We start from the raw sequence: 12,630 nt of genomic DNA, 5'->3' as shown, positions 1-12,630 counted from the left end.
CTTTAGTGGAAGAGCGAGATTTTTTACGTTTTTCCATCAGAACTTTCTCCCCACCCCCACCAAAATTACATCCGCATCGCGGTGGTAATCCGTCACGACGCGGTTCCACGCCACTTGCGCCACCCAGCGGCGGTCGACGTGGTAGCGGGCCGTGGCCGACAGCAAGCCTGTCAGGCGCGTGCTGTGGCCCTGGGTATCGCGCCCATCCCACGCCAGGTAGGGACCACCCCCCATGCCGAATTCCACCTTTTCATTCAGTGAGCGGATCAGCCACAACTGGGCGGCCGTGCCGCGCCGGTGCGCCAGCGCCGTGCTGCCTTCGTCGAGGGCGGTGACCGTCCAGTCCACGTATTTTCCCGCCGCGCGCCGGTATTCCAGGGTGAACGGGCGCGAGGACTCGGAGCGCAAGCTGTTGACGATGGTGTGGCCGGTCGATAGCGTCAATGTGTCGTCGTGCGCCCAGTTCTGCAAGTGCAGCTTGGCGCCCGGCACGCCGTCGTAGCGGTAGCCGGCGCCCACCAGCAGGTGCGTGGTGTTGTCCTTGCCGCTGGGGCGGATGCGGTTGATTTGCGCTTGCGCATACCAGCGGTTGTCGAATTGCCAGCGCGCCTGCAGGCTGACGATGGAACCCCAGCCGTGGTCATTGTCGAAATTGTGCGGCGCCTCGTCCGTCTTGGCTGTGTCGAAGAAAAAATAGCGGCCGATGCCCGCACCCAGCATCAGGCCCTGATCCACTTTTTTCGTGCGCAGCCAGAACTGGCCCGCCATGCCGTCGCGGTGATGGTCTTCCGGATGCCCCTCGTTGATATACGACAGGCTGACCGCGTTGTAATTGCCCACCGGCTGCGTGTAGCTGACGGCGGCGACAAAGGTGCGCTCATTGGTCGAGTTGACTCTCAGGGCGCCGGCCATGCCGGACAAGTCCTGTGCCTGGATGGACAGGGGAAGCGAGGCGGCCAACAAGGCTAGGAAAGAGTGGCGGATGCGCATGAAATTTCCGGTGATGATGCAGGCTGAAGGTCGGCTGGCTGGGTGTCATGCGATAGCGCAATAATCGCGCACATTTACTACATTGGTGAAATGTCTCAGTCAGAACTAATTGCTCTAGTGTATAAGAAAGTGAGAATGTGTGAGGTGCGCCATCCGCGCCATGCATTTCTTGCTGGCAGTGGATCGGTGGCTGGAGGGGAGGGGAAGCGCCGGCCTGGAAGGGCTGGCCGGCGCGGGACTGCTGGACTTGCGGTCTTATTACTGTCTTATTACTGGCTCAATACGACTTTATCGGCAAAATATTCCGTCTCGCCGAAGCATTGCGTCGGCACGCCCTTGTGCTGGCTGTAGGTGACAAGGATGCGTTTGCCGGCAGCGGCTGACAATTGCTTCGCCACCTCATCGTCGTGCACGCTGAACTGGAATTTTTCAGGGATGGTGCCCGGCAATGCCGTCAGCAGCAATTCGCCCTCCCATGTCTTGCAGATCCAGCCCCGTTTGGAGAACTTCTGCAGGTAGCCCGCCCGTTCGCCTTCCGAGTACGAGAAGCTGAGGGCCATCCAGGTGTAGGCGGCCAGCAGCAGGAAGCCGGCCACGAGGAAGATGACGAAGGCGAAGGTGACTTTTTTGGTCGTAGGGGTCATGGTTGGGTTGTCTAGGTAAAAGGATTAGTCCTTGCGGCCGGCTTTCCAGTTCAAGCCGAAATTGTAGCGCTCGTCCATGGCCTGGTGCGCCGTGATTTTACCTTGGCCGCCGAAGTATTCCACCAATTTTGTCACCTGCAGGTTGCCGCCGTGGTTTTCCAGCATGGCGATGGCGCACATGGCGTGCTGGCTGTCGCTGTCGAGGCGTACTTCCACGGTCGGCTGGCCGGGAATCTCGATCGTCACCATGCCATCCGTCGCGGCCCAGTTCGGCACGCCTTCGTAGATGAAAGCGTAGACGAGCACGCGCTTGATCTGGTCGAAATGGGTGCCGTTGATGAAGATGTTTTCGCCGCTGCTGATGCTGCCCGTGCGGTCGTCGCCTTCCAGATGGATGTAGGGTGGACGGTCGTACGCGCCCCAGCTGTTGCCCAGCGCCTGTACGGCGCTTTTGCTGCCATTGCTCATTTCAAACAGGCAGCCGATATCGAGGTCGATGCCGCCCGAACGTCCGGCCGGCTTGTTGAACAGCTTGCCGAGGAAACCCGTGTCCAGCTTCGAAGCGGGTGCCTGGCCTTGCGCCGCGTTCTGGTTCCAGTTCAGGTTGACACGGATGCGGCCATAGCCGCCGCTATCGCGCTTGTCGAGCGAAATCTTGTCGCCGCGCTTTTCCAGGCGGATCTTCGACAGCGAGATTTTATTCGCCGCTGGTGGTGGGGGCGCGGCTGGCGTGGACACGGGAGCAGGGGACGAAGAAGCCGCCTCGCTGCCGCCAAAGTGTTTCAGCAGCGCCGCCAGGCCGCCTGCAAAGCCCTGGCCCACGGCGCCGAAGCGCCAGCTGCCGTCGCGGCGATACAGTTCGCCGATGATGACGGCTTTCTCGTCCTGGAAGTCATTACCCGTGAAGGCAAACGTGGCCGCCTGGCCCAGCGCCATGCTGGAGTTGCCCAGCGCGCGCATGCTGCCCTGTTCCGTCGCTGCCGTAAACACCAGCTTGTCGATCGAGGCGGGCAGGCGGGAAAGGTCCAGCTGGAAAGTGGAGCGGGGGCCGTTCAAGTCCACCGTGATGGCGTTGTCCGGCGCGCTTTTCTGGTTGAAGAACACCATGTAGCGGTCGTCCGACAGCTTGCCTGCCGCATCGACGCCGAAGCAGCTGACGTCCACTTCCATCGAGCCGGAAGCGATATCGAGCGTGACTGCAAATGGGCCATTCAAGCCCAGGTCAGCCAGTTTACCTTTTTGTCCGCGTGTGAAATTGGTCATGGTCGTGCAGTCCCTTCGTCGCTGGAGAGTTGAGTATTCAAGGAGTGATGCAAATGGGGGGTGGGCGCCGCAGCGCCGTCGGCCGCATGGCGGATGCCGAACAGGCGCGCCTGTTCGATGATGCGCTGCGCCCAGCTTGAGTGGGTCGCCACTTCGCACATCGATTCCTGCATGCGAAACACGGCCGGGCTGTCCGGGTCGATGATGCGCAGCGCCAGTTCGATGTCCGACTGCGCCACTTGGTAGTGGCGCTCGATCTGCGGCACCTGGTCCGGGTGGATGGCCGTCTTGGCGATCATGCCGTGCGCCATGTCCTGCGCCACTTCGGCGTCCAGCCAGCTGCCCTGCGACAGGTGCTCGAAGACGGGTGCCGTCAGCTGGAAGCCGTGTGGTTTGAAGATGGTGACCAGGCGGCCGATGACCTGCCCCAGCGGCGTCTGGTAAATGGTGCCGCTGGTGGGACGGCGCAGGCCCAATAGGGCCAACAGATCGTTGCCGCCAATGCGCAGGGCCAGGATGCGGCGCCGCACTTCCGGCGCCGACAGCATGAGGCGGAACTGCTTCATTTCCTCGTCGTCGAACACTTCCGCCGTTTCCAGGGTTGGCATCAGCAAATGGTGCGTGTGGCGCACCAGCTCGAAATACGCGGCGAAGTTGTGGCGCGTGGACTTGGGCAGCACGAAGCCGCTCAATTTTTCGGCGCCGGGCATGGCCAGCACGCGCGCCAACACCTCGAGATTGCGCACGCGTACGAAGCGCAAGGTATCCGATTCGTCGCACATGTTTTGCAGCGCCAGCGACAGGTTGAACAACGCGTAGCTGAGATCTCGCTCGGCGATGGCGTCCTCGGTGCACAGGATCACCGAGCGTAAATGGCTGAATTTGTCGCCATTGGCGATCGCCAGCAAGTCCTTGTGCGTGGTCGGCACATACATGGAGGCGCCCAGCGCCGCCTTGTGTTCACTTTGTGGGTGTAGGGAGTTGTTATCCATCGACTGCGCTCCTGATAAGGGCGACCGCCTGGTAGGGCAGCGCCGGTTCTACGGTGACCGGTATGGCTTTTTCCTGTGCCAGAAGCAGCAAATGTGCCACGTCCGGCGCATTTGTGTCGCGCACGATCAGGCGCTCGGGCACGCGGCGCAGCAGTACGCGTGTCGCTTCGCCTATACCTGGCTTGATCAGATTGATGTCGCTGATGCCGTATTGCTGCTGCGCCTGGGCCATGTAGGCTTGCGAACGGGCCGCCATGGCTGGCGCATCGCTCGCTTCGGCCAGCGGGATGCCGCTGCTGGCGGAAATCGCCATGGCGTCGGCCACCAGGCCATCGGCGAAATCGCGCGACTGGTCGTGCTGCTCGAACTGCGCGTAGTACACGCAGCCATGGAAGTCGTCCGGGCCGATGCTGTCATTGAGCACGGAGCGGCTGACCAGGCCCGAGACGGTGGCATTCAAAATGCTCGACGGGATCAGGTAGTCGCCGGACGAGGCGGCGCAGGCGGCCGTGCCGGCCAGGTCGGACAGCACGAACAGGCCGCCGTCAATCGCCGTGCCCTGCGCCGCATTGAAATCATTGACGGTCTGGCGCAGTTCGCGCGAAATCACGCCCTTGCCCGTCCAGCCATCGATGAAGACGATGGAAGCGTCGCTGTGTCCCTGCGCCAGGATGTGCTTGAGGGCCTGCGCGTCGATGCCGCGGTCGCGGATGATGGAGACCGAATAATGGCAGCATGCGCGCTGGAAGACCTGGCGCAGCAAATGACCGAGGATGACGCCCACGGGCGTGCCCGCGCGCGCCAGCGAGACCAGTGTGATGGGGCCAGTGCGGCGTGCCGCGATCAGGGCCGCCAGGCGCAGGCAGTCGCGCGCCATCTGCAGGCGGTTGGCCGCAAACGCGCTCTGGAACAGGGCCAGGTAGGCGGGTGAGGGCAGGCATTCCGGCGACAGCATTTCGCTGTAGTGGCGCTGGCCCGACTGGATCAAGCGCTCTTTTTCGGTCAGGTCGAGGATGGGTTCGAGCATCATCGGCGTGAGCAGAAACTGCACGTCTTCCTGGCGGTAGCTGCCGCTGAAATGCTGCGTGCCTTCGGTCATAGCGCCGCCACCGTGAGTGCCGCCAGCTGGGTGCCGTTGGGAATGATGGCGTAGTCGCAGGCCGCCATGAAACGCGCGTCCGAACGGCTGTCTCCCATGCCGAAGCTGACGATGGGGCCATGTTCGGCTTCCAGCTCCGCGCGCAGGTAGGCCACGGCGCGCGCCTTGTTCAGGGTCTTCGGCAGCACGGCCAGGTTGTTGCCGTTGCGGTGGATGAAGTAGTCGGCCCCTTCGCTGGCGATCCACTGCTGCAGTACCTGTTCTTCGATGTCGGCCAGGCGTTCGCCGCGTGCTTCATGGTCCTTGACGACGATGTAGAACGGTGTGTTGTAGTCTTCGATCAGGCGCGCGCGCGAGGGCATGCCCGCCTTGATTTGAAAATCGTCGATGATGCGCATGGCGTCCTGCAGGCCGGGCAGCGCCGTCTGCATGTCGTTCTGCATCAGCGCCAGCCAGCCCGCGTCGAGCGCACCGCCCGGCTGCAGCACGATGCCGCCGTAATCGAGCACGCTGTAGCTGGTAAACGGCAGGTCGACGCGGCGGAAGGCGTCGCCATTTCTCGCCGTGGCGGGAATCAGGGTCATGCCGCTTTGCGCAAACTCAAAGAAGGCGCGCTGGCGCGCCGTCGTAAACGAGCAGGCGTCACCATTTTTCAGGTACGCGGCTGCTTGCAGGTCGGTCTCGCCCGGGCATTTTTTCGGGGTCTGGAACAGTGTGTCGTCCAGGTCAACAAACAGGAATTTCTTCAATTTTGGTCTCTGACTGAAAGTGGAACAGGCGGCCATTCAATTGGCCGGCGAGTTGCATGAGGGCCGGACTGGCCGGGGTTTCATGGCAGATGAAAACGTGCTGGTACTGGCCAGGTGCCACGTTGTACAGATAATTGGCGATGCCTTCGCCGTAATTGTCGTCGCAGCAGACGATGTGGCCGACGGAACCCCATGACAAGATGGGCGAGCGCGTGGTCGATTGCACCACCACGTTCTTGCCCAGCGCTTCGAGTTCGCGCGCGAGCAAGAACGAGGGGTGCATGAATTCGCCCGTGCCCAGTACCAGCACGGAGTCGCCGGTGCCGATTTCCTGCGCCAGTTGCACTGCCAGGCCTTGCGGCGGCGTGAGGGCGCGTCCCACGCCGATGCGCCCGAAGGCGGCGCTGGCACCCCGTTCTTCATTCGCCTCGAAGCGCTGCGCGCTGGCGGCCACGGGCGCCGGCGCATCGCCGGCCTGGAAGGCGTAGTGGCCGGAGAGCGCCGCGCCTATGCTGGTGGGTAGACCGAAACGCTGCGTGAGGCCCGCGTTGGCGGCCTGGCCCATGAAATTGGTGATCACGCCCAGGTGCAGTTTTTCCAGTTGCGGATAGCGCGCGCGGCACACTTGCACCAGGTTGGCGAAGGTGTTGCCGGTCGACGCTTCATCGTCGATCAGCACCAGGCTGCGGGCTGTGGAAAACAGGGCGCTGGCGGCGACGGACAAATGCAAAAACTGGCGCGGCGCGTGGCTGTGGGATTCCTCGAATTCGAAGAAGGGCACGCTGCCCACGCGGTAGCGCGAGCTGTGCAAAAACAGCGCCTTGCCATTCGGGTTGGCGCGCAGCCAGGCCTCGAACACGCCCTGGCCCAGGCCGACGGCCGTTTCCGCCATGGCGATGAAGACCACGGGGCCGGGCAGGCTGGGTGGAATCTGCGCCGCCAGATCGTCGTGGATGGCTTGCATGGCGCGCGGCGTGACGGGCCAGTGCTTGCCCAGCACCTTCGAGAGGAACAGGAAGCCGCGCTTGGCGTTGGCGCGCGCGGCAAAACCGATCAGCCAGTCGAGCGGAAAGCGCGCCTCGTCCACCTTCAAGGTCAGCTCGCCCGTGGGCATCTGTTTCTTGATGATGTTCATGGCAGCTCCACGGCGTAGGCGGCTTCGCCCACGCGCATGCCTGCACGGATGGTGGGCACGGTGAGTTTGTCGTAGCCCTGGTCGAAACCGGCCAGCGCCAGGTAGGGCAGGTTGGGACCGGCCGCGCATGCCATGCCGATGCCGCCCGACATGCGCGGGTTGATCTCCAGCAAGGCCAGGCCGTTGGCGCCCTCGCGGAACTGGATGTTGAACACGCCGTTCAGGCGGTAGTCGCGCGCCAGTTTTTCGCAGGCTGCCAGCAGGTCGGCGCGCAGTTCGATCAGCTGCCCGCTGCCGCCCACGTGCAGCTTCTTGCGCGGCACGGCGCAAATGAGCTTGCCCTGGTCGGCGACGCAGTCGGCGCTGTATTCGTGGCCATCGAGGTATTCCATCAGCAGCAGGGTCTTGAACGTTTCCATCTGCGCCAGGCCGCTGCGCAGTTCTTGCGCATTGATCTGGTAGGCGGCGCCGGCCAGCAGCAACTGGGCGCTGGTGCGCTCTTCATCGAGCACGGCAAAGCCCAGGCCATACACGGATTCGGCAGGCTTGATGCACAGTTTGCGATGCAGCGGGCGCAGCTCGGCGTAGGCGGCGTCGTATTCTTCGATGGTGGTGACGGCACGGTAGTTGGCCGGACGCGCCATGGGCAAATCGAGGCCGTCGCAGAAGCGCGCCTTGTCGTGCATCAAAGCCAGGGTGTCTTCACTGGCCACGCTCAGCACGCGCGTACCGAGGGCGGCGAAGCGCGCGCTGGCGCTGCCGATCAGGCCCGCTTCCTTGCCGGGCCAGAAAATCGTGATACCCCGGTCGCGGCAAAATTCCAGGCACCACTCGACGTAATTGAGGCCTGTCAGTCCCGACGGTTCGACCGCATATTCGTGGGCTGACAAAAAGGCCGCCGCATGCGCGTTCGTATTGCTGCACACGATGTGATAGCGGGGCGCACCGCTTGTCGCGGCCATATCGGCCTCGCGGATCAGGCGCATGGCCGTGCCGACCGAGGAAAATGTTTTGTTGAACCAGACTCTTTGCATGTACGGGGACCGGGTGGAAATAGGGGAAGCCGCGCGCAGGTGCGCGCGCGGGCAGTGTAGCCAGAAAAACTTAACCTGGCCTTAGAGAAAGGGGATCAGCCGGCCTTGCCGCTGGCCGTCCATTTCAAAAAGGCGTCGCGGTTGCGCGAGCAGATGAAGACCTTGCCCGAACCGGAAAAGCGCAGCACGATGCCTTCGCCGCTGGTCACGCTGTTGACGATATTGCCTAAGAAACCGCCGATGCCGCCGCCGCTGGCGCCGCCGCCCGTGGTGACGGAAATCTCGTATTTCAGGCTATTGTCCCAGCACACCACGTGGGAATTGTCGATAACGACATCTTTGCCCGGCTCGACGTCGAGCTGGAACATGGAGCCGAAGCCGGACACCACCACTTGTCCCGTGCCGGCCGTCTCCATGACGAAGAAGCCGCCCGACTGGGCGAACAGCGCGTTGCCGATGCTTTGTGTGCGCACTTTCATTTCCGTGCCCGCAGTGGCGGCGACAAAGGCGCCGTCGTTGAGCAGGTACTGGCGCGCGCCCACGTCGACCACTTCGATGGCGCCCGGCAGGGTAGGCGAGAGCAGGCAGTCGCCGTTGCCGCGCACCGCTTCAATATGCTGCTGGAAGAACGATTCGCCATTCGCGAAGCGGCGCATGATGGCGCTGCCCAAGCCGCCCGTCATCTTGCCTTTCAAGTCCAGCGCAGTTTCCATCATCACCATCGCATCGGATTCGCAATAGATGGTTTCGCCCTGCTTCATGCTGACGTGGAGGAATGGATCGACGTCGCCGGTGACACTAAATACTGGCATGATAAATCTCCAAAAAAAAGCCGCCTGGGTACGTCCAGGCGGCTGTGTTTAGCGCATGAAACGTTTAAGCATTGACACCGAAAGAACGGGCGAGGGGGCCGAGGCCGCCGTTGAAGCCCTGGCCGATCGCCTTGAACTTCCATTCGCCGTTGTAGCGGTAGATTTCGCCAAAGATCATCGCCGTTTCCGTCGAGCTGTCTTCGGACAGGTCGTAGCGGGCGATTTCTTTTTCGCCATCCGCGTTCAGGCAGCGGATGAAGGCTTTCGAGACCATGCCGAAGTTCTGGCGGCGCGCGTCGGCGTCGTGAATGGTGACGGTGACGCTGATGCGATCGATGTCGGCCGGCACGCGCGACAGGTCGATTTCGATGCGTTCATCGTCGCCGTCGCCTTCGCCCGTGGTGTTGTCGCCCGTGTGGACGACGGAACCGTCGGTCGATTTCAGGTTGTTGTAGAAGATAAAGTCAGAGTCGCCACGGACTTTGCCGTCGCTTTTCAGGAGGAAGGCGCTGCCGTCAAGGTCGAAGGTGGCGCCGTCCGTGGAACGAGGATCCCAGCCGAGGCCGACGATGATCTTCTTCAGGTTCGGTGCTTCCTTGCTCAGGTTGACGTTGCCGCCTTTTTGCAAACTGATTGCCATGTGGTGCTCCTTTTCATTAAATAACTCAAACATGCCTTCATGGGATGAGCGCAAGGCGCTCGTGCCATTACCCTCTTAATTGGGGGCGGAACCCCCGATTTCAAGCTTGTGCCGCGTGCCGTTTGCGATAACGCAGCGATGACCACAGCGAGACCAGGATGAAGGCCACACCCGACAGGCCTGTGAACCACTCCGGGATATGATACTTGACGGACGCCAGCATGATCAAGGCCAGGATGCCGATCGCATAATGGGCGCCATGCTCGAGGTAGACGAATTCGTCCAGGGTGCCCTTGTGCACCAGGAAGACCGTCATCGAGCGCACGAACATGGCGCCGATGGCCAGGCCCAGCATGATGATGACGACGTCATTGGTGATGGCAAAAGCGCCGATCACGCCGTCAAAGCTGAACGAGGCGTCCAGTACTTCCAGGTACAGGAAGCCGCCGATGCTGCCGCGCGCCACCGTTTTCACCAAGTCGCCATTGCCGTTCCTGGCTGGCGCGGCGCCTTCTTCTGCGTCATCCTGCAAATCCGGCTCGCCTTCTTCCAGCAAGCCGCTGATCCAGTTCACGCCGATGTAGACGGCGATGCCGACGACGCCCGAGGCCAGCACGCTGTATTTTTCATCCACTGGCCCCATGGCCACGCAGGCGGCGACGGCGCCCATGGTGATCAGCACGGCCAGGCTTTCGGTGCCCAGCGCGTTGACTTTTTCCTCTGCCCAACCTAACCAATGCAATTCCTTCTCATCGTCAAACAGGAAGTTCAGGAACACCAGCAGCAAAAAGGCGCCGCCGAAGGCCGCCACTTGTGCATGGTTGTCCGTCAGGTGCTTGGCATACACGTCCGGCGTGGTGGTGGCCATGGTCCATACATCGACCAGGCCCAGGCCCGTGGCGACGGAAACGATGACCAGCGGAAACAGTAGCCGCATGCCGAAGACGGCCACGAGGATGCCCACCGTCAAGAATAGTTTTTGCCAGAATTCATTCCAGTGACGCAAGACCGAGGCATTCACCACGGCATTGTCGAACGATAGCGACACTTCCATAATGCCCAGCACGCCTGTGATCCACAGCGCCTGGATCATGCCTGACATGCCGCCATGGCTGTAACCCCACCAGCCTGACACTGCCATCAGGATAAAAGTGACTAAAAAGGAAATTCTGAAATGCCGCATGAGGACCCCGTTGCAAGTGTGAGAGACGTTTGATTATCCGCGCCGCTGCGCGCGCCGCACTCAGTGTTGATATACGTCCATTGTTGTATATGCCATGATTTTATATTAGTTGCCGCCGGGGGCGGCGTTTTATAGGCTGACGACAGACAGTTCTGCTGGCGCGGATGATCTGCGATAATTGCGGCGCGCCCATCTGGCGGCCGCAGTTTCTCGCACACTTTACAGACATATAAGAAGGAATACTCCGTGGATATCGCTTACCTCGTCACGCCCCTGATCACCTGGATCCTGGTCGGACCGATCAAATTCCTGATCAACAGTGTCCGCACGCGGCAATGGGCATTTGGCCTGGTCGGCAATGGCGGCTTTCCCAGCAACCACAGCGCCGTCGTTTCCAGCATGGCAACCCTGATCGCCCTGCGCGAAGGCATCGGCCACCCGGCCTTCGGCGTGGCCGTCACTCTGGCGTTCATCGTCATCATCGACGCCAACAGCCTGCGCCAGCACGTGGGCAAGCAGGCGGCGGCCATCAACCGCCTGGCCGGGGAAGTGGCCAGCGCCGCGCACAAGACCTTGCGCGAGCGCATGGGCCATACCTTGGTGGAAATTGCTGGCGGCCTGTGCACGGGCGTGGCCATCGGTTTCCTGATCAACTACGTCTTTGCCCGCTAAGCGTCCTTTCCCCTGAAACGCAAAACCCCGCCCAAAGCGGGGTTTTGCGTTTCAGGGCGTAAAAACTACGTTTCATCCATTGATTAAAGCATTACAGGAAACCGTCGATTGACATGCCCGGACGCGCTCATGGATACTTTGGCGCTTGTGGTTTTAATAAAAATAAATGCCTGCCATCGCCTGCAGCCCTATCCGGGCCGCCGGGACGGTCGCGGCGCTATCTATCCGGAGAATTATCCATGTTGCGCAAAACCCTGTTTGTTCTGGCAATTGCTTCTGCCCTGGCCGCCTGCGGCAAAGAGTCCAAAGATCCTGGCAAAGGCGCTGGCAAGGGCGCCAAGGAACAGGCGGGCGCCGCCGTCAATTTGCTGGTCTCCCCGGAAGACCTGCTGACCATACAAAGCAATGCGCTGGCGTCGGGGCCCGTCATCACCGGTTCCGTGCAGCCCGAGCGCAACGCGGACTTGCGTGCCGAAGTGTCGGCCGTGGTGATCCAGGTCATGAAGGAAAACGGTGAAGTCGTCAAGCGGGGGGACGTGTTGGTGCGCCTGGATGAAACGTCCATCCGCGACAGCCTCAATTCGGCCGAGGAAGCCAGCCGTGCCGCCAGCCAGGTGCTGGAACAGTCCGAACGCATGTTCCAGCGCATGAAAACCTTGCGCGCCTCGGGCATGACCTCGACGCAGGCGCTGGAAGACGCGGAAATCCGTCGTAACAATGCGCAAAGCGATTTGTCCGCCGCGAAGAGCCGCGCCGCCCAGGCCCGTCAGCAGTTGCAGCGCACCCTCGTGCGTGCGCCGTTCGACGGCATCGTGAGCGAGCGCAAGGTATCGAATGGCGATACGGCGCAAATCGGCAAGGAATTGATCAAGGTCATCGATCCGACCAGCATGCGCCTCGAAGGCCTGGTGTCGGCCGACAAGATCGGCGTCGTCAAGGTGGGCCAGCCCGTGCTGTTCCGCATCAATGGTTATCCAGGCCAGGATTTCTCGGGCAAGGTGCGTCGCGTCGATCCGGCCGCCAACGCCGTCACGCGCCAGGTGGCCGTGCTGGTCGATTTCAATGACAAGGAACAACCGCGCGTGGCCGGCCTGTATGCGGAAGGGCGCATCGAGACGGACAGCATCAGCGCGCTGATGATACCCGACTCGGCCCTGGTGAAGGCGGGCGACGTCATGTACACGTGGAAAGTCAAGGACAAGGCCTTGCATAAAGTCACACTGCGCATCGGCGCGCGCGACGTGCGCACGGGCCAGTGGGAAGTGCAAAGCGGCCTGGCCAGCGGCGATACTGTGCTGCGCACGCCGGGCTCGACCTTCAAGGATGGGCAGAAAGTGGAATTGACGGCGGGCAAGGCCGTGCCAGCGGCCGCCGTGGCCAGCAGCAGCACCGCTGTTGCCGGTAAAGGAAACTAAGC

The 12,630-nt window shown here is 61.9% G+C and carries 13 protein-coding genes; 2 read left to right on the top strand and 11 right to left on the bottom strand.

Annotation, left to right across the window (positions count from 1 at the left end):
- Positions 1-36: 36 nt before the first annotated feature.
- The 11 genes from ACP7DE_RS26070 to ACP7DE_RS26020 all read right to left on the bottom strand — a co-directional run bounded on the left by ACP7DE_RS26070 (position 37) and on the right by ACP7DE_RS26020 (position 10,541).
- Positions 37-990: a hypothetical protein gene (locus ACP7DE_RS26070; RefSeq protein ID WP_426074814.1), complete on the bottom strand. Its 954-nt coding sequence runs from the start codon at positions 988-990 to the stop codon at positions 37-39.
- A 269-nt stretch (positions 991-1,259) separates the two neighbouring features.
- Positions 1,260-1,634, bottom strand: coding sequence for a hypothetical protein (locus tag ACP7DE_RS26065; RefSeq protein WP_426074813.1), 375 nt, complete (start codon positions 1,632-1,634; stop codon positions 1,260-1,262).
- A gap of 24 nt (positions 1,635-1,658) precedes the next feature.
- Positions 1,659-2,897, bottom strand: coding sequence for a TerD family protein (locus tag ACP7DE_RS26060; RefSeq protein ID WP_426074812.1), 1,239 nt, complete (start codon positions 2,895-2,897; stop codon positions 1,659-1,661).
- Complete coding sequence (locus ACP7DE_RS26055; protein WP_426074811.1) at positions 2,894-3,889, bottom strand: HpcH/HpaI aldolase/citrate lyase family protein; 996 nt, start codon at positions 3,887-3,889, stop codon at positions 2,894-2,896. Before ACP7DE_RS26055 ends, ACP7DE_RS26060 begins: the two co-directional genes overlap by 4 nt.
- Positions 3,882-4,988, bottom strand: a complete 1,107-nt coding sequence (locus ACP7DE_RS26050) for a cysteine protease StiP family protein (RefSeq protein WP_426074810.1) — start codon at positions 4,986-4,988, stop codon at positions 3,882-3,884. Before ACP7DE_RS26050 ends, ACP7DE_RS26055 begins: the two co-directional genes overlap by 8 nt.
- Positions 4,985-5,737, bottom strand: coding sequence for an HAD family hydrolase (locus ACP7DE_RS26045; RefSeq protein WP_426074809.1), 753 nt, complete (start codon positions 5,735-5,737; stop codon positions 4,985-4,987). Before ACP7DE_RS26045 ends, ACP7DE_RS26050 begins: the two co-directional genes overlap by 4 nt.
- Entirely contained in the window at positions 5,715-6,872 is a 1,158-nt protein-coding gene (locus tag ACP7DE_RS26040; RefSeq protein ID WP_426074808.1) for a phosphoribosyltransferase domain-containing protein, read from the bottom strand. The genes ACP7DE_RS26045 and ACP7DE_RS26040 overlap by 23 nt, the downstream gene beginning before the upstream one ends.
- Positions 6,869-7,906 carry an ATP-grasp domain-containing protein gene (locus ACP7DE_RS26035; protein ID WP_426074807.1) on the bottom strand — a complete coding sequence of 346 codons (1,038 nt, stop codon included), beginning with the start codon at positions 7,904-7,906 and terminating at the stop codon, positions 6,869-6,871. The genes ACP7DE_RS26040 and ACP7DE_RS26035 overlap by 4 nt, the downstream gene beginning before the upstream one ends.
- A gap of 95 nt (positions 7,907-8,001) precedes the next feature.
- A complete protein-coding gene (locus ACP7DE_RS26030; RefSeq protein WP_426074806.1) occupies positions 8,002-8,718 on the bottom strand; it encodes a TIGR00266 family protein in 717 nt (238 codons plus the stop codon).
- Between the two features lie 64 nt (positions 8,719-8,782).
- Complete coding sequence (locus ACP7DE_RS26025) at positions 8,783-9,358, bottom strand: TerD family protein (RefSeq protein ID WP_426074805.1); 576 nt, start codon at positions 9,356-9,358, stop codon at positions 8,783-8,785.
- A 100-nt stretch (positions 9,359-9,458) separates the two neighbouring features.
- A complete protein-coding gene (locus ACP7DE_RS26020; RefSeq protein WP_426074804.1) occupies positions 9,459-10,541 on the bottom strand; it encodes a DUF475 domain-containing protein in 1,083 nt (360 codons plus the stop codon).
- Positions 10,542-10,787: 246 nt separating this feature from the next.
- On the opposite strand from ACP7DE_RS26020, the gene ACP7DE_RS26015 reads away from it, so the two are divergent.
- Entirely contained in the window at positions 10,788-11,213 is a 426-nt protein-coding gene (locus tag ACP7DE_RS26015) for a divergent PAP2 family protein (protein ID WP_426074803.1), read from the top strand.
- Between the two features lie 239 nt (positions 11,214-11,452).
- The gene (locus ACP7DE_RS26010; protein WP_426074802.1) at positions 11,453-12,628 is read left to right on the top strand and encodes an efflux RND transporter periplasmic adaptor subunit; all 1,176 of its coding nucleotides are present in this window, start codon (positions 11,453-11,455) and stop codon (positions 12,626-12,628) included.
- Positions 12,629-12,630 lie beyond the last annotated feature (2 nt).

This window comes from Janthinobacterium sp. DSP2-3-3 (genome assembly GCF_049897325.1).
Classification (GTDB): domain Bacteria; phylum Pseudomonadota; class Gammaproteobacteria; order Burkholderiales; family Burkholderiaceae_D; genus Janthinobacterium.
This window is presented reverse-complemented; position numbering and strand designations above follow the sequence as displayed.